Genomic DNA, 19,083 nt, shown 5'->3' with positions numbered 1-19,083 from the left:
TCCTTTCGTGGGTTATTGTGCTTCTTCAACACAGATCTGCTTATCAGCAACTTTGATAAATGGCAACCAAATCATCGTTGCGATCACGATCAAGACGATTTGTAACAATGCGCCCATGATACTACCAGTGACAAAATAGCCGCTAATGATCGGCGGAGTCGTCCACGGAATTTGCGCAAGCCCAGTTGGGATCGGGACTAGCCCGAAATAAAAAGCAAAGTAAGCGACGATCGTTGTGACGGCATTTGCAAAAACAAAAGGAATGATAAAACTGAAATTCAGCATCAACGGTATCCCGAACAACGCTGGTTCACCGATATTGAAAATATAAGGAACACTAGCAATTTTTCCAACCTCTTTGTACTGTTTACTTTTTGCTACGATCAAAATAGCAATGATCGCACCAACGACGCCAATCGAAGCAAAATGATTCCGAAAACTCATACTGATAATATTCGTTGGAATCTCTCCCGCCACTGATGCCACACGATTTTGGTCTTCAAGGACTTGATGGATTGGGTCCATCACTGCTTGAATGATCGAGGTTCCATGAAGGCCAAAAAACCACAGGAATTGCTCGAAAATTTTCACAACGACCATTCCTGCTAGGGAGCCACCTAACATAGTTAATGGAATCCCGAGGGTCCCATTGATCAACGTCATGGCATCACTATTAAATAAGGCTTCGATGATGAGCCGGATGACCCAAATCGTCGTGATGACAAGAAAAGATGGAATCACCGATTCGAATGGTCCAGAAACAGCTGGTGGAACTGCTGCAGGCATTTTGATTTTGATTCCTTTACCTTCAATCTTTTTATACAGAACAGTACTAAAAATACCGACAATGATCGCTAAAAACATTGATTGGGCACTAACACGGGTGATATCTAAAAAGGTCCCTGCTTCCATTGCATCCAACGGTGTTAATAGTAAAAAGGAAACAAAAGCAGTTAAGACACATTGTAAAACATTTGTTTCAAGTTTTTCTGCAAGTGATTTTGCGAGGGAAATGACAACTAGCAAACCACCGATTGCGAGTGTGGCATTGTTGACATAGAGCAATTTCTCTTGCCAGACACTAGCATCTTCTGTTCGCAACACCATAGTAATAAAATCGGTCACTTGTTGGATCGGAAAAAAAGCAATAATTAAAAAGATCGACGCAATAAAGGTGAATGGCATGTAAGCTAACATTGCATCCCTAACTGAAGTAATATAAATATTCCCATTAACTTTACTTGCAAATGGACCAAGGGTACTTTGGATCTTATCCCCTAATGATGGTTTGTCGTGGTTCATGGTGATTCCCCATTTCTTTCGAATTTGCTGGTACTATTGACTATTATTATCATCCGGATTATGATAATTGATAACGCTATCATACAAGTATTATATACTATCTCTACCTGTCTTCAATGACGATACTCTACTATTTCATTGACTATTTTTTACCTAAGGAGAAAGCGATGGATAAACAGAACATTCTGCAGCAGTTACAACAATTGACGACTACCGAAGAAATAGCCCTTAAAAAGACGCAATCTCTTCCATACAATTATGAGGATTTTAAGAAAGTCTACACTGAAAAAAATGAGCCAATCTACCAATATACATTCGAAAAACACCTTTCTCGTCTCATACGGAAACGGCCGCAAGATAGCGGATTTCTTAAGACAAGCCAGCTCTTGATTTTAAAACATGCACGCTTTTCTTCTACGCCACTACATCAGCATGATTTTATCGAAATGAATTATGTTTTTTCTGGAACAGTCACGATTATGATCAATGAGAGAAAAGTGATCCTAAAAGCAGGTGACTTTTGCTTACTAGATACAGGGGTGATCCACCAAATTATCGAAACAAATCAAGACGACATTGTTATTAACTTTTTAATCAGCAAAGAGTACTTTTCCACCCAGATGCTCAGTCGGTTGGCATCCAATAGCATGATCGCCGATTTTGCCATCAATGCGTTATCTGAAAGCCAAAAGCACAATCAATACCTAGTGTTTGAAACGAGTAACAACGACTATTTGATTGATGCGATTTTTGGGGTCTTGGCCCAGTTCTTCAATCCCTCCTTCGGTTCTCATGAGGTCATCCATTCCTATATGATCATTATTTTTTCCGAACTCGTTCGTAACTTCCAGGAAAAACAACGGATCGAGTCGCAAAAAAGTGACCAACTGTACCTCGGAGAAGTGTTGGACTATCTGGAGAAACATTTCGCTACTTGCACACTAGCTTCGGTTGCGGAGGCATTTGGCTACAACCCGAGCTATTTGAGTCGCCGTATCAGTCAGCAGCTTGGTCGATCCTTTGTGACGATCCTTCAAGAATTAAAACTCAATCAAGCCAGTTTATTGTTGAGAAGCTCTTCTCTGCCTGTGGAACAAATCGCACACCAAGTCGGCTATAAAAATGTCTCATTCTTCTATAAGCTGTTTCAAAAGAAGTATCAGTGCTCTCCTCATGCCTACCGTCAAAACTAAACAATACTGCTGCACACCATTTTATCGACAAAAAAACACTACTCACTTGATGCTGCTAACGCAGCAATCTCAAATGAGCAGTGTTTTTTAACTAATCAGTTTCAAGCAATTCAGGAATTTACGACGCCGATCCTCGGTGATACAACGTTGTATAATATGGCTGTTCGCTGGTATCGATCGCAATACCGATCCCGAGAAATTGATACTCATCGTTTAGAATCGTTGCCCGATGTCCCTCTGAATTCATTAAACCTTGATGGGCGTAAATACTGCTGGCTTGGCCAAATGCCAAATTCTCCCCTGCAGCAGTGAAGCTGATCCCGTCTTCTTGCATCCGATCAAATGGAGTCGATCCATCTAACCCAATATGGTCAAAATATCGATGTTCTGCCATGTCTTGGCTATGCTTCACGGCAGTCTCACTGGTTGCTTCACTGAATCCAAGGGGCGACAAACCAAATTTCACTCGGGTGGCATTCGTTAATTCAAATAACTGTGTTCGTAAGCCGCTTAAAATGGCGGCTTGATTTTGGCGAAAATCATTCGCATGGCGTGTTTCTAACGAGCGATTGATGATTTGAATCGCAGTCACTGTATCTTCGGCATGAACATCATAGAAAAAAGTAATCAATTGATCGTCTTGTAGGAACAGATCATAGTCGGCATCGGAATCGATGCGATACCGTCTTGATCCTCGTTGTAGACTTTCTTGGCGCGTACCCATCTGATTACGAACGCTGGCTTTTGAAGACCCGATACCTAGCGTGTCATCGATAAGAATCGTGTCTTGATTCGTATAGATCCCTTGCGCAATATCATGTTCATCGTACATCACCATCATGAAGTTACGAAAATCATCGTGATAGGAAGTCCAGTTCAGTCCATATCGATTCGCTGATTCATTGATCGCTTCTCCAAAGGTTTCTTCGATCACTTGTCGTGATTCATTATATAAATATGTCTGGGCAGGTGTTTCTGCCGATGGCCTGGCTGAAGTGTCTTGTGAAGGAGAAAATTGGGACGAGAGAGATTGAGTGATCTCGTTGAGTCGAGCATCCCAAAATGCCAAGCGCCCGTCTTGCCATGTAATCATCTGGCTTACAAAATAAAGAAGCCCGATGAGAAAAATGCTTTTGATTAAGAATTTTATTTTTTTCATATGACACCTCCGTCAATGAATCATTATGTGTTAGCTGTAGCGCGATCGTTTATCCACTCATTCATCCCTAGATTGGATCGCTGATAAACCGTCCTGCCTTTTCTAAAGACTATCATTCCTGTGGAATATTGACCAGCTGCAGCATGAAACTTCTTAGATGGTCTATGTCTTTTTAAGCTCCTGTTAAGAAACTTTTTTACTCACGAAAACTTTGCAGCGCCATCGAACGCTCCATCAATGGATTGGCAATTTTAGCTAAGGTATGACGATCGTATTCCTCTGGTCGCTTGATAGTGAGGTAAAGAATAAACTGTGGATCATCCGTTGGATAGATCGAGACCGCCGAATAAATATAATCAAACTCTCCTGTCATGTAACCTTGACCATTCTCATTGGCGATCTGAGCAGTCCCAGTTTTGACAGAAATCTCATGGTTCGTCAGTTGGTATACATCATAAGCGGTGCCATAGCGTTCATCCGTCACTACATCGGTCATGTATTCCAATACAGCATCAGCCGCTGTTTGTGAAATAGGCTGAGAAACGACTTCTGGAAAAACTTGGGTCTCTTCTCCCACTTGCCGAATCAATTGCGGACGAATCATCTCGCCACCATTGGCAAATGCGCTAAATAACTGCATCATCTGCATCTGATTGACCCCAATCGCATGGCCATAAGAACTCATGGCATAATCCACCCGATTTCTTGAAGGTAAGATACCAGGCACCTCACCGGGAAGCTCACTTCCTGTAACTTTCCCTAGTCCAAAATCAGTTAAATACTGCGCCCATGCATCAAAACCGATCCGTTGCTGAAGTCGAACCATCCCAGTGTTGCTTGACCAAGCTAACGCTTGCCGCATCGTCAACTCACCATTTGCTCCTGAGTCGTGGTCGTTGATGACTCGATCTTCAATCTGCATACTCACAGGATTGTAGCGTTCCGTCGGATCAAAAACACCTTCATCAATCGCTGCCGCAACGGTTGCCAGCTTCAAGGTCGAACCTGGTTCATACATCTCTTCCGTAAAAAGATTACGCCAAATAAAGTGCTCATCCGCAATTCCTTCTTGGGTCTCTGGATGAAAACTAGGTCTTTGAGCCATCGTTAAAATCTCTCCAGTTTTCGCATCCATTAATAAAGCCGTCAGATTCTCTGGTCGTGTTTGTTCCATAACCTCATCCATCACTGATTCAGTGAATAACTGCAGATGAGCATCTAATGTCGTCCAAACATCGTTCCCATCTACGCCTTCTTCTACCATTTGATTGGTTGCAGGAACAGGATTCCCTGAAGCATTGACTTGAAAAGACTCTCGCCCATTTTGATTCTTCAAAAAGTCGTTCAGTACATATTCTAATCCAGAAACTCCGACTCGAATTTCATCATCATCTGACGTTGTCCCTATCAAATGTGAAGAAAAGATGCCATTCGGATAGCTGCGACTTGAACGAGCATCGAAATAGATACCATTGATTCCAGCTGCATCAAACGCCGCTTCGATTTGATTTCGAGTGGTCACACTTAGACCACTGCCAACATTGCCAAATTCCACTTGAAAGACAGGCGGGTCTATTTGATTCGCACCGTCTGTCAAGATAGACAAAACTTGCTCGTTAGAAATAGGTAAATACTCCGAAAGAATCGTTGCGGTCTCCTCAAAGCGCGCTCTGTCTAAATACATGGGTCGGCCATTGTCAATGTAATCTTCAGAAAGAACCGCTCGAACAGTATAGGAAAGAATATCTTGTGCGATCACTGTCCCCTGCCGATCAAAAATCGCCCCTCGACTTGTTTCGATGGATCGTGAACTATAATACAAACTTTCTATTCTTTCAGACAAAGAGACGCCAGCAATCACGCCGACTTGAACAATGTAAATCAAACGTGCAGAAAACCCCATAAAAAGCGCAAGACTGATTATGTATAACCAATGACCGACTAGCTTACGATTTTTCTTCGCTTTCTTCTTTTTGACTATATGATAGTCATACATCGCCAAAGCGCCCCTTTCGATCGAATATACCTCTATAGTATTGGGTATTTGTGATGATCTTGTGAGGGAAAGAACAATTATTTTTCAAAGAGTCATTTTCTTATTAATTCAGCGATTATGCTGTGATATACTTTAAAAAATATAAATTATTTTTAAGGATGTGAATAAAATTGCAAAAAATATTAATTGTCGATGATGACACTCATATGCGTGCCCTAGTGAAAACTTATGCGGAGATCGAAGGGTATCTATGTTTTGAAGCATCAGATGGAAAAGAAACTTTGGAAAAATTAACCAATCATTCATTCGATTTGATTCTCCTAGATGTCATGATGCCGGGAAAAGATGGCTTTCAGACGCTTTCGGAAATCAGAGGTAGCTGTAACACGCCAGTCATCATGATTACCGCTCGAAAGGAAGAGTATGACAAACTCTTTGGCTTCAATCTTGGTGCCGATGATTACATCGCCAAGCCATTTAGCCCTAAAGAGCTGATGGCTCGCATCAAAGCTGTGTTGAAACGAAGTAGTCAATTTCAGTTCGAAAAGATCGTTTATGGCGATCTCGAAGTCAATGTTTTTTCTCATACTGTAACGATCAAAGGGAATCCTCTGCCGCTTACGCCAAAAGAATTCGATCTGCTGGTCTATTTGACAAAAAATAATCATATTGCTTTGAGCCGAGAATCAATTTTAGAAGGTGTCTGGGGCTTCGATTATTTCGGTGATACCAGAACAGTGGATACACACATCAAGTCCTTGCGAGAGCGTCTAGGGGATTACCGAGAGTTGATCCAAACGGTTTGGGGCGTTGGGTATAAATTTGATTATGAAGACTAGTCGGTTAGGTTTTACTTACATCAAAAGTAAATTACTCGTGCGGCTTTGGTCCGCCAATATGCTGCTGGTCGTCATTGGCATTGCTTTTTTATGGACTGTTCAAATTTTGCTCTTTGAACCAAATTATATCAATGTAACAAAAGAATCACTTTTAGAAACAGTTCAAGAAACAGCTGCCGCTGTTGAAGAAATGGCAGTAGATCCAGATGATTTACCAGAAGATCCATTGCTTTTCCTCAGTAAAACGATCGTTGGGACTCTTTTTTTAGTCGACGAGTATGGCGAAATTCTGGCGGCATTTAACAATGGACAACAATTAAACATAGATGGGTTGAGCAACGAATACAGCTGGTTGTTATCTCATGCACCCACTGTCCTTAACGGTGAGAGCCTTAGTGCTGTAGAAGACTTTGAAAAGTCTTCTGCCATTCTTATTGGCGTTCCTACGACTCTTTTCCAACGCCCAGCTGCCCTTTTGCTCTCCAATACGATCACTCAAATCGAAGCGCTTCAAAGCATGAATCGACAGCAACTCTTTCTATTCACCATCATATTAACAATTTTTGCATCAACGATCTCCTTTTTTTTAGCACAGCATTTTATTCGCCCGATCAAAACCATCAAAGAAGCCATCATCCGCTTAACCAACGGAGAGCTTTATTCCGTACCCAAACTAAACCGTGGCGATGAATTAGGTACACTTTCTGAATCTGTTGCGGACTTAAGCACAGAACTTCAGCGAGTAGACGTGTTGCGAAAAGAAGTGATTGCCAATGTTTCACATGAACTACGATCCCCCCTCGCGTTGATCACGGGTTATGGGGAGATGGTACGTGATGTTTCTGGTAGTGACGAACGCCTTCGAAAAGAACATATGGAACTAATTATCAGCGAAGCCCACCGTATGAGTGCCATGGTTGATGACATCATGGATTTCTCTATCATGCAAGCAGGCTACACACAACTTAAAAATGAAATCTGGAATACATACGAGGTGGTTTCCTCCGTCGTTGCCTACGCAAGAGGGATCGCCAATCAATATGACATCACTGTCGATTTTGAAGCAGATAGTAAGAATGGAATTGCTCTTTTTGATCGCATCAAAATGGAACAGGTTTTGCGTAATTTAATAAACAATGGCATCAACCATACACCTAAAAACGAGCGTCTTTTGATCAAATTAACGAATACATCTACAAGAACAAAAGTTGCTGTCATCAATCCCGGAAAAGATATCCCTCCAGAACAACTCGAACTCATTTGGGAAAGATACCAACGCGTCCAACATCAAGCAGGACATAAAGAAGGAACCGGCATCGGCTTAGCGATCGTGAAAACCATTTTGACTTCTCACGCCTTCGATTATGGCGCTGAGTCGAAAAATGGCGTGACTTCTTTTTGGTTTGTTGTGCCGAGACTAGAAGACCAATGAGAACCACGTTTATACCGTTCATCATAAGTAATGAATGTCTTACTTTCTTTGCACAAAAAAAGCCTTGATTTCTCAAGACTTAATGATTTCTTGTATTTCAGCCATGGATTGGACGGTATGGTCGGCGGATACATCTTTTAAGAGACCTTCTATATCATAAAATATCGTCTTGACACCTGCTCCTTGTCCTGCAAAAACATCCATCGTACGATCGCCGATCATGACGGTCTGATCTTTGTCTAAATGATATTTTTCGACAAGATAAATCAATGAAGTTGGATCAGGTTTACGGGGAAAGTTGTTTTCCGGTCCTACGATCTCAACGATCAGGTCTGCCATCTGTTCTTTTTCTAACAGCTCTTTTGTTGAAACGACATCGCGGTGGGTCAAAATGTAGTTCTTGCCACCAGCAGCAACCACGGCTTCTAATGTTTCTTTGGTTCCTACAAAGGAAAGCGGCAAACGATCATCCAGCGCTTCATTTGCTTTGAATGCTTTAGTGAACTCTTGAAAATCTAAGTTGTATTTTTCAGCAACTTTTTTGGAAGATGAATCTTTCAATATATAATAAATCTCCGCTGGATCTGGATCGAAGCCATACTCCTTCAATGTCTTAATAAAAGCTTTTAACATGATTGGGTAGCTGTCGTAAAGTGTTCCGTCAAAATCCCATATGTAAGATTGGTACATGATATCCCTCGTTTTCTCCCTTTTTCAAATGAATGAAAGTTCCATTCATTTTCTGTAACTCTAAAAAGTTTACCACACTTTGTTTGGTTTGTCTTATTTATCAAGGGATTTCCTCCACAAGAAAAAACGCCATTGACTATACAATCCTTCCGCTTGCACAAACCTACATGCAAGCGAATGTATTGCAGAACAATGAACGTTCCTCCTTACGAAAAAATTACCAGCTACCAGAAACACCGCCACCGCTGCTACTTCCTCCGCTAAAACCGCCAAAATCATTCGAAGAACTTTGTGTATCGGCAATGACTTGTTCTTGATGGGACACGTGATTATTCATCATCACAAAGAACAACGCCATATTCATCCCATGCGGGTCATACTCTTGGCGAGCATTATTTAAAACTGCTGCTCGATCAGAAGCATCAAATGAGGATAATTTGTTTGCTAAATCTGGGTGATTTTGATAAACCTGTTTCAAGTCAACTTGGAACAAGGCATCTGTTTTCACTTCCGCTAGAACATTAGAAACTTCTTTCGGAATGGCTTGTACCATCTCAGCATAGGTCGCTTTTTCCGTCACAAGTTGCGCTAAATAACGCCCCTGCTCATTGCGTCTTCTGATCTCTTCTTTGGCTTGCTTAGCTATTTCTGCTCGATACGCATCTGCTAAAGGCAAATTCTCAGGTAACACCGCATCAGATAAATCATAGTCTGCCATCCGTTCAGACACTTCCCTGCCTAATTGGGCTTCATAGGTTTTTAAGGTGTCATGTTGTGTAAGGATCACCTGACCGAAATGTTTGACCGTGGTTTTTTTCTTCATCAGCAAGTTTGAAAAATAAGAGCCAATTGCTGGATTCGTCAAGGCATGTTGGATAACTCGTTTATCCGCAGTCGACAATCCGGTGATCGAACTCAATTTCGCTGGCACGTAAGTACTAGTCACATACTGCGTAAATGCTTGTTGACAATCTTTTGCTGTCTGATACTGATGGTAACGCTGATAGTTCTTTCTATTGCTAGCCCATTTCAAGAAATCTTTCTGTTGGAAGTGACTATCTTCTAACAGATGTTTCGGCAACGGCAGGTGCTCTTCAAATCGCCGTTTGGTTTTAAGATGGCGAAAACTGATGAACCCGACAAGGCCTGCAGCTGCTGCCGCTACGACACCACTGACGATTTTTCCAATAGTGAACCACATTTGCTTAGTGGCTTCTGCTTCTTGTGCCTGTTTTTCTGCTAACATTTGATTGCCATCTTGATAAATCGTCCCTAATCCAATCGTTTCATCCGCTTCTTTCATTCGCTGATAGACTTCATTAGAAGCTGCCAATATCGCTGTATCATAATCTTCATCTCGTAATGCGTCTTTGGCATCTTCATCCACTAAATCATCTTCCGATAGCTCACTGAAGACATAGGATAGTCCATCGCCATAACCCAGACGAAATTCACGATCATCAATGGCAAAGAGAAACAATAGTCCATTATTGTCCTCTGGATTTCCTAAACCATATTCATTGAACAGTTCCAAATTACGCTCTTCAATCGATTGCCCATCTAAGGAAGGGATCGTGATCACAGCATATTCTGGCGCGCCAGTCAATGATTGGAACCCCTCTTTATTCAAGGCATCGATCTGTTCGATCGTCTCTTGTGAAAGGACCCCGGCATCATCGCGAACAAATGTCTGTCCAAAGGCAATTGATGGTTGAAGGACAAAAAATCCCATCAAACCAACAAAAACCAACATCCCAAGTTGGAAGATTTTCTTCATTTTACCACCCCTTTTTATCGTGTTATCTTTCATTGTATTCGATTCCAAACAAAAAAACATCCGCCTTAGGAATGAAAAAAATAGTAACAGGACCAAAAAACCTTTAAAAGACAGCATTCTGATTAGTCTTTTAAAGGTCACTTTATCATATTTTCTTACAAAATGAACACGAGCTAGTTTTTAAATGAATGGATCGGTGCGGGAATACGGCCGCCACGCAAAATGAAATCAGTAGACTTCGCAGGATTGGTTTTCATCACTGGCGCTGTCCCTAATAACCCACCAAACTCGATGCGATCGCCGATTTCTTTGCCTTTCGCTGGAATGATTCGGACAGCTGTCGTCTTGTGGTTGATGACACCGATCGCTGCTTCATCCGCGATCATTGCGGCGATCGTCTCAGCCGAAGTATCTCCCGGAATCGCAATCATATCTAAGCCGACAGAGCAGATCGCCGTCATGGCTTCAAGTTTTTCTAAATTCAATAAACCAGCTTCTACTGCTTTGATCATTCCTGCATCTTCAGAAACGGGGATAAAAGCACCCGACAGACCACCAACATGGTTGCAGGCCATTACGCCGCCTTTTTTGACTGCATCATTTAACAATGCCAAAGCAGCTGTCGTTCCGTGGGTACCGACAGATTCTAAGCCCATTTCTTCTAAAATCAATGCCACACTATCGCCGACTGCAGGAGTTGGCGCCAGCGAAAGATCGACGATCCCGAATGGAACGCCCAAGCGCTCTGAAGCCACGCGCCCGACCAATTGCCCCATCCGCGTGATCTTGAAAGCTGTTTTTTTGACTGTTTCCGCCACGACATCAAAGGACTCGCCTTTGACTTTTTCCAAGGCACGTTTGACGACACCAGGTCCGCTGACACCGACGTTGATTTCCACATCAGCTTCACCGACCCCATGAAAAGCCCCCGCCATAAAGGGATTGTCTTCCACTGCATTCGCAAAGACGACGAGCTTCGCACAGCCCATATCTGATGCCTCAGCCGTCTTCTTGACTGTTTCTCCCATCAGACGTACTGCATCCATGTTGATCCCAGCTTTCGTTGATCCAATATTGACCGACGAACAGACAAAATTGGTTTGAGCCAAGGCTTCTGGAATCGATTCGATCAATGCAAGGTCGCCGCCTTGATAGCCTTTTTCTACTAGTGCGCTATAGCCGCCGATGAAATTTACTCCGACTTCTTGCGCCGCTCGATCCAAGGTCTTCGCAACTTTGATACAGTCTGCGGGTGTCGGCTGGCAAGCTGCCACTACGATCGCTACAGGGGTAACCGAAATCCGCTTGTTAATAATCGGAATGCCATATTCACTTTCGATCTCTTCGCCGACTTTGACAAGATCTTTCGCTTTTGTTGTAATTTTTTGAAAAATTTTCTCACAGGTACGATCAATATCGGCGTCGATACAATCCAATAATGAAATCCCCATCGTGATCGTACGAATATCTAAGTTTTCTTCTTCCACCATGCGAATGGTTTCAAGTATTTGATTTGTCTCCATAGTGCCTCCTATAATTTATGCATGGTATCAAAAATCTCTTGATTTTGAATGCTGATTTTCACACCTAATGCCTGACCTATTTGGTGAAGCTCCTCACGAACACCGTCAAAATCCTGATTGGCATCCATGTTTAAAAGCATCATCATCGTGAAGTAATCTTCCATGATCGTTTGGGACACATCTAAAATATTGATTTCTAATTCTGCTAATTTCTGGCTGACACCGGCGATGATCCCAACCTTGTCTTTTCCAATAACGGTTAATACGGCTTTCATATTCTCCCGCCTTTCATTAAATTTTTCTTATTATAGCACAACAAAACCACATTTTCGATGTAACATCAAACGAAAATGTGGTTTATTCTTTAAATGTTCGTTATTACGCCCGTTCAATCAAGTTTGCTTGGCTATCAAACTCATAAATGATCGGCTGTGCGTTAGGAATATCGATCGTATCCATGTCATCTTTGGGCACGTCCTCCAAGTATTTGACTAACGCCCGCAAACTGTTCCCATGACCAGTAATGAGAATATTCTTATGATCTTTAAGTAACGGAACCACCTGATCTTGCCAAAATGGAACCACTCGGGCCACGACCATTCCCAGATTTTCTCCCTTAGGAATCAAGCGAGGATCCAAAGAATCGTAGCGTCGATCGAAATCATTTTCCTCCACATATAAAGGCGGTTCATCATATCCTCGACGCCATTTTTGCACCTGTTCTTTTCCATATTGTGCCACCATCACATCTTTATTGACCCCAACCAGTTGCCCATAATGACGCTCGTTTAAGCGCCATGTTTTGTGTACAGGGACCCAAAGCTGATTGCTAGCTTCCAAAACGGCATCACACGTGATGATCGTTCGTTGAAGCACAGATGCAAAGGCAAAATCAAAAGTAATCCCCATTGCTTTGATCTGTTCCCCTGCTACCCATGCTTGTTGCCGGCCTTTCTCGGTCAGCGAAACATCCAGCCATCCTGTCCAATAATTTTCGAAATTTGCTTCACTTTCTCCGTGTCGAATCAATACGACCTTCATCCTACCGCCTCCTCTTCACTTTTATTATCGCAAGAAATCAAAAAAATGTCTTATGTTTCGTTTTTTTTGGCTTCTTCTGAGACCATTTTCCATTTGTTCATTCAGTGTGGTCACATTTCTTTATTATCGGTTTTTTTCAAAGTGAAAGATCGAATATATATGTTTAGAAAAAAGACGCTGTGCCTTCTTCACATTGCTCTTGGTTGGATTGCAAAAAAATTGAATAAATGGTTTTACGCTCTACAACATTTTTTGACTTTTTTTCTCTGACTTATTGACTTCAACTGATGTTATGCTATGATAGTTTCTATCACTTATATGTATTTTTATACATTTATTAGTTATTATTTGCATTTTTAATAGATGCGCAGAAAAAGTTAAAGGGGCGTTTACATGAAAAGGTTTAGTAAGGGTACTGTTTTATTAGGGATCATCACAGCATTGCTGCCGTTTTTCTTTGTCGGACAAGCACATGCAGAAGAAACTGATCCAATCTATGAAAAAGTCAAAGAAAATGGTGTATTAGTCGTGGGTTTATCTGCCGATTATGCACCTTATGAATTCCGTGCCAATGTTGACGGAAAAAATGAAATCGTGGGAATCGATATTTCCATTGCCCAAAAGATTGCAGATGACTTAGGGGTCGATCTGAAAATCGAGGAACTTGGATTTGATGCGTTGTTAGGGGCGTTAAAAACAGGCAAAATTGATGTCGTCATCTCTGGGATGGCTGCTACGGATGAGCGCCGCAAAGAAGTCAATTTCACTGACACCTATATGGAAGTCCAACAAACTGTTCTGGTTCGAGCGGAAGACGCGGATCGTTTCCAATCGACGGCTGATTTTGATGGTGTGGCTGTCGGTGCACAACGACAAACCACCCAAGAAGAGCTGGCAAATACAGAATTGACTGGCGCGACTGTCACCTCTTTGCAAAGGGTGCCTGATTTGATCACCAATCTAAAATCACGCAAGATCGATGCGATCGTGATGGAAGGTCCCGTTGCCGAAGCATATGTGACGGCGAATGATACATTGGCATTAGCCGAAAATGTCACGTTTGAAAACGGTGTGAAGGAGACCGCCATCGCCATCTCGAAAGAAGCGCCAGTTTTACTGGAAAAACTCAACTCCTCCATTGAAACCATCATTAGTAATGATCTTTTAAGCCAATACAAAGAAGATGCCTATCGATTGATGTTTACCGAAGATGGCACGATCGATGAAGAGCAAAGCTTTTGGGAAAAATATCTGCCTTTTTATATCACCGGAACTGGCTATACCATCTTCCTAGCCTTGGTTGGGGTATTATTCGGCTCTATCGGTGGCAGTTTGTTAGCCTTTATGAAGCTTTCTAAATCAAAAGCACTGAAAGTCATTGCCGCTGTCTATATTGAATATGTTCGAGGAACACCTTTGTTAGTACAAATATTTATTGTATACTTTGGAACAGGCGTGTTAGGCTTAGAGCTTTCGAAATTAGCTGCCGGCTGTATTGCCTTAGCACTAAACAGTGCCGCCTATGTGGCAGAAATCATTCGTGCCGGGATCAATGCCGTCAACAAAGGACAGCTGGAAGCCGCTCGTTCATTAGGAATGAATCAGATCCAAGCGATGCGCTTCATCATTTTCCCGCAAGCCATCAAAAACATCTTGCCTGCTCTAGGAAATGAATTTGTCACGGTCATTAAAGAGTCTTCGGTCGTATCGGTGATCGGTGTGTCTGAACTGATTTTCCAAACAGGCGTCGTTCAAGGGGCCAGCTTCAAACCGTTTTTACCATACGTTATCGTATCATTGATCTACTTTGTATTGACCTTCGCCCTCTCACGTCTCTTGGGTGTTGCTGAAAGGAGAATGAAAACTAGTGATTAAAGTTGAAAAATTAGTGAAAACATTTGGCGAGAATACCGTCTTAAAAGAAATCGATCTTGAAGTGACACCTGGTGAAGTCGTTGTGATCATCGGACCATCAGGAAGTGGAAAAAGTACTTTCTTACGCTGCTTGAACCTTCTTGAACAGCCGACCGGCGGGAAAATCACCTTCGAAGGCAATGATTTATTGGCAAAAGGTGTGAAAATCGATCAGATTCGTCAAAAAATGGGAATGGTTTTTCAAAGCTTCAATCTATTCCCTCATAAAACGGTGTTAGAAAATCTGACTATCAGCCCGATCAAAGTCAAACAGCAAGAGCAAGCCGCTGCCGAAGAGACAGCGAAAGGATTGCTGGAGCAAGTTGGCTTAGCTGAAAAAGCGGATAGTTACCCCTCTAGCCTTTCTGGCGGGCAGCAGCAACGGGTCGCTATTGCTAGAGCGTTGGCAATGGATCCTGATGTAATGCTCTTTGACGAACCAACATCGGCTTTGGACCCAGAAATGGTCGGAGAAGTGTTGACGGTCATGCAAGCTTTAGCAGAAAAAGGCATGACGATGGTGGTCGTTACCCACGAAATGGGCTTCGCTAAAGAAGTTGCCGATCGTGTCATCTTTATGGCTGACGGTATCATTCAAGAACAAGGAACACCCGAACAAATCTTTGAGCATCCGCAAAATGCGCGGACACAGGATTTTTTAAGCAAAGTTTTATAGAAATTGGAGATGACAAAATGAACCGTCCGTTGATTGCAGAACGTTTTTTACAACCAGAAGAAAATCTTTTAATGGAGATCGCCACTCTTGCGAAGAAAACCCCAAATTTGATTGATTTGTCGATTGGTGATCCTGATTTGATTACAGATGCGACGATCATTGAAGCAGCTTTTGCTGACGTCAAAGCGGGTCATACAAAATACACCGCTTCAGACGGTAGTGCTGATTTTATCCAAACTGTCGTTGATTTTTATCAAAAGCAATACCAGCTTACTTTTTCTCCTAGCCAAGTACGAGGAACTGTCGGTGCATTGCATGGCATGTACTTAGCTTTGGCTGCCATCATTGATCCTGGTGATGAAGTGATTATTCATGAACCATACTTTTCACCTTATAAACAACAAGTCGAACTAGTCGGTGGTGTGCCGGTCTTTATCCCGACCTTTGAAAAAGATGGCTTTCAAATCGATGTCGAGGTCTTAAAATCCGCCATCACTGAGAAAACTCGGGCGATCATCATCAATTCACCAAACAATCCTACCGGTGCTGTTTTTTCTCCAGAAACTTTTGAAAAAATCGCAGCAGTTGCCATTGACCATGACTTGCTGGTCCTCTCGGATGAAGTCTATGAAGCCTTTTGCTTTGATGATACCTTTGTACCGATGGCAGCCTTCGCACCTGAGAACACCATCACATTCAGCAGTTTCTCAAAAGCCTTTGCCATGACTGGCTGGCGGATCGGCTACATGATCGCACCTGAATCGATCAATCTTACGGCAAAACTGATCAATGAGGCGATCGCCTATTCGGCACCAACCCCTTCACAACGGGCAGGTATTTACGCATTGAATCACTATGATACCCTCGTGCCGCAAGTGGTTGCTGTCTTTAAGGAACGACTGACTTACATTGAACAACGGGTTGCTGAGATCCCATTCCTTTCCTTATCCCCTGTCAAAGGAAGCATGTATGCCTTCATCAACATTGAACAAACAGGGTTGGACTCTGTCAGCTTTGTAGAGAAATTATTAAAAGAAACCAGTGTGCTGATGATCCCTGGGAAAGCCTTTGGAGAAACGACCGGCGATGGCTATGTTCGCTTAGCTGCCACCCAATCGTTGGACTTGTTAAAAGAAGCTTTCGACCGGATTGCCGCGTGCTCATTTGAATAAAGAAAATCCCACTCACTACTAGTGTGTGGGATTTTTATTGTTGATGGACACGACCAACATTTAGCAGCTGTTTCGCTAAGTCACAAGTTTCATGTAGAAAAAGGGACAGAAGAATCCGATTTGATTCTTCTGTCCCATGACTATCTACTCGTTTTTACTTTTTTGCTTCTTCAAGCAGTTTTGCCATCGCTTCTTTTTGATAAGCTTCTGTCAATTCAGCGATTTTTGCTTTTTGGGCTGCCTCGTCCATAGTTGGATCAGCCATTAATGCAGCTTGCATTTTTTCTTGGACATACGCTTGTCCTTGTGTTTTCATGGTGTCCGCTTGTTCTTTCGCTAAAGAAGCCAGTTTTTTTGCTTGATCCACACTCAAGACTTCCCATGAATCTGGTAATGAGAACGTATTGGTACGGCTGACATATTGGCCATCGTTATCAGCGATTCCGAACAAGAAGCGTGATAGGTCACTTTTATAAACCCAGCGCGTCGTTTTTGTTTCTAATTGAGCTGAATCAGCCCCTGTTTCCACGACATTGGTCACTTTATCAGTACCGGTTTGTTTTGGTTCCTCTTGATCAGCATCCGTTTTATACAGGTAGATTTTTTCCGTACCATCTCCTAATGGCTGATACAATAGCAAATCAAAATTCTCGTTATCGGCACTAGAAACCAGTGCTGTTGTTTTAGCAGTCGTTTCTTTTTCCATTCCAAAATGGTAAGTCAAATTGGCCATCAATGCGACGACACTAGCTACGAAGACTAGACCTAAGACCAATGATAAACCTGTTTGCCGCTTGTTTTTGGCAAAGACATTCAATACCGCAAATCCTAACACGCTAAGAACGATCAAAAGCAAGATCATTTGTCCGCACCTCCTTCAAGAACCGTCAATCGTGGTTCTTTTTTCTTTAAGGAGAAGGCGATCAAGAAACCTAAGAAACTAAACACCGCTGCCACATAAAAGGCGGCATGGTAGCCGGATAAAGTCGCTTCGATTGCTTGGTCTTTGTAGGCCAAAGGCGTTTTATCCAACAAAGAATCACTTGGCAAATTGCCTTTAGTCACGTTTGTTAAGACACTGATCAAGATAGCTGTACCAATCGAGCTGGCTACTTGACGGAAGGTATTGTTTACTGCGGTACCGTGACTGATCAAGTTTCCAGGCAAGGCATTCATTCCTGAAGTCGTTACTGGCATCATCACCATTGAGATCCCGAACATCCGAATCCCATAAAGAATAATGATATGCAAAATCGGTGTATCTTTTGTTAGGAAAGCAAATGGTAAGGTTGCGGCGGTCAAGATAAACATCCCGGTGATGGCTAAACGTTTTGCACCATACTTATCAAAGATCGCACCAGTAATCGGCATCATGATCCCCATGATCAGCGCACCTGGTAATAACATCAATCCTGAATGGAACGCTGATTCACCACGAATGTTTTGGATATACAATGGGAGAACCATTTCAGCACCGATCATCGCCATATTCGTGACCCCTGAAAGGATCGATGCCAAGGTAAATGTCGTTGACTTGAACACGCGCAACTCTAAGAACGGATGCTCAATGTGCAATTGACGCCATGCAAAGAAAGCAATGAAAAAGACACCGGCTGCAAGAAAACCGATTACTTCAATACTGCCCCACCCTTTGTCACCGACGCTTGAAAAGCCATAGAGCAATGTACCAAAACCAAGCGTTGATAAAATCGCTGAGAACAGATCGATTTTCGGATGCGACAATTCAATCACACTCTTCATTAGAAAGAGCGCTAAGACTAAGACTAAAACGACGATCGGAATGACCATTCCGAACAAATAACGCCAGTCATAATGATCAATGATCCAACCAGATAACGTTGGGCCTAAGGCTGGTGCCAACCCGATAACGATTCCGGACATACCCATGGCTGAACCGCGTTTTTCTGGTGGGAAGATCGACAACATGATATTTTGCAAAAGCGGCATGGAGATCCCTACACCAGCAGCTTGCACTAAGCGGCCAATCAATAATGTAGAAAAGTTCGGTGCAGCAAAGCAAGCGATCGTTCCAGCCAGGAAGATGCTCATTGCGGTTAAGTAAAGATTTCTTGAGCTGAACTTGTTGATCAGCCATGCGGTGATCGGGATCATGATCCCATTGACCAGCAAGAAACCGGTGGTTAGCCATTGGACATCAGATGCAGAGATGTCAAAGGCATCCATCAAGGTTGGAAAAGCCGTTGTTAACAATGTCTGGTTCAAAACAGTACAAAACGTACCGATCAGCAAAACCATAACCAGTAAGGAACGATTGTAAGGTTTGCCGTAGATATCTAAAGGACGACTCGTTGACATATTTCACACTCTTTTCAGTATATTTTTCATAA

General features: G+C 42.5%; 16 protein-coding genes. 6 read left to right on the top strand and 10 right to left on the bottom strand.

The window, feature by feature from the left end; translation table 11 throughout:
* Window positions 1-12: 12 nt before the first annotated feature.
* A complete protein-coding gene (locus tag IGJ01_RS07695; RefSeq protein WP_430601590.1) occupies window positions 13-1,302 on the bottom strand; it encodes a PTS sugar transporter subunit IIC in 1,290 nt (429 codons plus the stop codon).
* Window positions 1,303-1,469: 167 nt separating this feature from the next.
* On the opposite strand from IGJ01_RS07695, the gene IGJ01_RS07690 reads away from it, so the two are divergent.
* On the top strand, window positions 1,470-2,495 hold the full coding sequence (locus IGJ01_RS07690) for an AraC family transcriptional regulator (RefSeq protein WP_155115770.1): 1,026 nt from the start codon (window positions 1,470-1,472) through the stop codon (window positions 2,493-2,495).
* Window positions 2,496-2,613: 118 nt separating this feature from the next.
* On the opposite strand, the gene IGJ01_RS07685 is transcribed toward IGJ01_RS07690, so the two are convergent.
* Both IGJ01_RS07685 and IGJ01_RS07680 read right to left on the bottom strand, forming a co-directional pair.
* Window positions 2,614-3,654, bottom strand: coding sequence for a CAP domain-containing protein (locus tag IGJ01_RS07685; protein WP_087664190.1), 1,041 nt, complete (start codon window positions 3,652-3,654; stop codon window positions 2,614-2,616).
* A 196-nt stretch (window positions 3,655-3,850) separates the two neighbouring features.
* On the bottom strand, window positions 3,851-5,650 hold the full coding sequence (locus tag IGJ01_RS07680) for a penicillin-binding transpeptidase domain-containing protein (protein ID WP_144330386.1): 1,800 nt from the start codon (window positions 5,648-5,650) through the stop codon (window positions 3,851-3,853).
* Between the two features lie 170 nt (window positions 5,651-5,820).
* On the opposite strand from IGJ01_RS07680, the gene IGJ01_RS07675 reads away from it, so the two are divergent.
* Both IGJ01_RS07675 and IGJ01_RS07670 read left to right on the top strand, forming a co-directional pair.
* Window positions 5,821-6,489 carry a response regulator transcription factor gene (locus IGJ01_RS07675; RefSeq protein WP_005236299.1) on the top strand — a complete coding sequence of 223 codons (669 nt, stop codon included), beginning with the start codon at window positions 5,821-5,823 and terminating at the stop codon, window positions 6,487-6,489.
* Complete coding sequence (locus IGJ01_RS07670) at window positions 6,479-7,921, top strand: sensor histidine kinase (protein WP_086317345.1); 1,443 nt, start codon at window positions 6,479-6,481, stop codon at window positions 7,919-7,921. Before IGJ01_RS07675 ends, IGJ01_RS07670 begins: the two co-directional genes overlap by 11 nt.
* 72 nt (window positions 7,922-7,993) lie before the next feature.
* On the opposite strand, the gene IGJ01_RS07665 is transcribed toward IGJ01_RS07670, so the two are convergent.
* The 5 genes from IGJ01_RS07665 to IGJ01_RS07645 form a co-directional block, all read right to left on the bottom strand.
* Entirely contained in the window at window positions 7,994-8,611 is a 618-nt protein-coding gene (locus tag IGJ01_RS07665) for an HAD-IA family hydrolase (RefSeq protein WP_016613374.1), read from the bottom strand.
* A 217-nt stretch (window positions 8,612-8,828) separates the two neighbouring features.
* On the bottom strand, window positions 8,829-10,421 hold the full coding sequence (locus IGJ01_RS07660; protein ID WP_005236304.1) for a TPM domain-containing protein: 1,593 nt from the start codon (window positions 10,419-10,421) through the stop codon (window positions 8,829-8,831).
* 140 nt (window positions 10,422-10,561) lie between these two features.
* Window positions 10,562-11,911 carry a PFL family protein gene (locus IGJ01_RS07655; protein WP_008381372.1) on the bottom strand — a complete coding sequence of 450 codons (1,350 nt, stop codon included), beginning with the start codon at window positions 11,909-11,911 and terminating at the stop codon, window positions 10,562-10,564.
* A gap of 8 nt (window positions 11,912-11,919) precedes the next feature.
* Window positions 11,920-12,186: an ACT domain-containing protein gene (locus tag IGJ01_RS07650; protein WP_005236306.1), complete on the bottom strand. Its 267-nt coding sequence runs from the start codon at window positions 12,184-12,186 to the stop codon at window positions 11,920-11,922.
* Between the two features lie 103 nt (window positions 12,187-12,289).
* Window positions 12,290-12,952 carry a 2,3-bisphosphoglycerate-dependent phosphoglycerate mutase gene (locus IGJ01_RS07645; protein WP_008381373.1) on the bottom strand — a complete coding sequence of 221 codons (663 nt, stop codon included), beginning with the start codon at window positions 12,950-12,952 and terminating at the stop codon, window positions 12,290-12,292.
* Window positions 12,953-13,345: 393 nt separating this feature from the next.
* On the opposite strand from IGJ01_RS07645, the gene IGJ01_RS07640 reads away from it, so the two are divergent.
* Genes IGJ01_RS07640 through IGJ01_RS07630 form a run of 3 tightly spaced genes read left to right on the top strand, consistent with a single transcriptional unit; the run spans window position 13,346 to window position 16,714 of the window.
* Entirely contained in the window at window positions 13,346-14,827 is a 1,482-nt protein-coding gene (locus IGJ01_RS07640) for an ABC transporter permease subunit (protein WP_005236308.1), read from the top strand.
* Window positions 14,820-15,542 carry an amino acid ABC transporter ATP-binding protein gene (locus tag IGJ01_RS07635; protein WP_005230134.1) on the top strand — a complete coding sequence of 241 codons (723 nt, stop codon included), beginning with the start codon at window positions 14,820-14,822 and terminating at the stop codon, window positions 15,540-15,542. The genes IGJ01_RS07640 and IGJ01_RS07635 overlap by 8 nt, the downstream gene beginning before the upstream one ends.
* Before the next feature lie 17 nt (window positions 15,543-15,559).
* Entirely contained in the window at window positions 15,560-16,714 is a 1,155-nt protein-coding gene (locus IGJ01_RS07630) for a pyridoxal phosphate-dependent aminotransferase (RefSeq protein WP_008381374.1), read from the top strand.
* A gap of 154 nt (window positions 16,715-16,868) precedes the next feature.
* On the opposite strand, the gene IGJ01_RS07625 is transcribed toward IGJ01_RS07630, so the two are convergent.
* Window positions 16,869-17,576: a DUF4811 domain-containing protein gene (locus tag IGJ01_RS07625; RefSeq protein ID WP_008381376.1), complete on the bottom strand. Its 708-nt coding sequence runs from the start codon at window positions 17,574-17,576 to the stop codon at window positions 16,869-16,871.
* Entirely contained in the window at window positions 17,573-19,051 is a 1,479-nt protein-coding gene (locus tag IGJ01_RS07620; protein WP_034872230.1) for an MDR family MFS transporter, read from the bottom strand. Before IGJ01_RS07620 ends, IGJ01_RS07625 begins: the two co-directional genes overlap by 4 nt.
* Window positions 19,052-19,083 lie beyond the last annotated feature (32 nt).

The organism is Enterococcus sp. AZ089 (assembly GCF_050547225.1).
GTDB classification, from domain to species: Bacteria; Bacillota; Bacilli; order Lactobacillales; family Enterococcaceae; genus Enterococcus_D; species Enterococcus_D entomosocium.
Note: the sequence above shows the minus strand (reverse complement) of the source record. Positions and strands in the feature narration are given on the sequence as shown.

Excerpts from the sequence above, each read along its gene's own strand:
- IGJ01_RS07645 (WP_008381373.1), bottom strand. The coding sequence starts at position 12,952 with ATGAAGGTCGTATTGATTCGACACGGAGAAAGTGAAGCAAATTTCGAA.
- IGJ01_RS07690 (WP_155115770.1), top strand. The coding sequence starts at position 1,470 with ATGGATAAACAGAACATTCTGCAGCAGTTACAACAATTGACGACTACC.
- IGJ01_RS07685 (WP_087664190.1), bottom strand. The coding sequence starts at position 3,654 with ATGAAAAAAATAAAATTCTTAATCAAAAGCATTTTTCTCATCGGGCTT.
- IGJ01_RS07660 (WP_005236304.1), bottom strand. The coding sequence starts at position 10,421 with ATGAAAGATAACACGATAAAAAGGGGTGGTAAAATGAAGAAAATCTTC.
- IGJ01_RS07625 (WP_008381376.1), bottom strand. The coding sequence starts at position 17,576 with ATGATCTTGCTTTTGATCGTTCTTAGCGTGTTAGGATTTGCGGTATTG.
- IGJ01_RS07620 (WP_034872230.1), bottom strand. The coding sequence starts at position 19,051 with ATGTCAACGAGTCGTCCTTTAGATATCTACGGCAAACCTTACAATCGT.
- IGJ01_RS07640 (WP_005236308.1), top strand. The coding sequence starts at position 13,346 with ATGAAAAGGTTTAGTAAGGGTACTGTTTTATTAGGGATCATCACAGCA.
- IGJ01_RS07665 (WP_016613374.1), bottom strand. The coding sequence starts at position 8,611 with ATGTACCAATCTTACATATGGGATTTTGACGGAACACTTTACGACAGC.
- IGJ01_RS07670 (WP_086317345.1), top strand. The coding sequence starts at position 6,479 with ATGAAGACTAGTCGGTTAGGTTTTACTTACATCAAAAGTAAATTACTC.
- IGJ01_RS07680 (WP_144330386.1), bottom strand. The coding sequence starts at position 5,650 with ATGTATGACTATCATATAGTCAAAAAGAAGAAAGCGAAGAAAAATCGT.
- IGJ01_RS07630 (WP_008381374.1), top strand. The coding sequence starts at position 15,560 with ATGAACCGTCCGTTGATTGCAGAACGTTTTTTACAACCAGAAGAAAAT.
- IGJ01_RS07650 (WP_005236306.1), bottom strand. The coding sequence starts at position 12,186 with ATGAAAGCCGTATTAACCGTTATTGGAAAAGACAAGGTTGGGATCATC.
- IGJ01_RS07695 (WP_430601590.1), bottom strand. The coding sequence starts at position 1,302 with ATGAACCACGACAAACCATCATTAGGGGATAAGATCCAAAGTACCCTT.
- IGJ01_RS07655 (WP_008381372.1), bottom strand. The coding sequence starts at position 11,911 with ATGGAGACAAATCAAATACTTGAAACCATTCGCATGGTGGAAGAAGAA.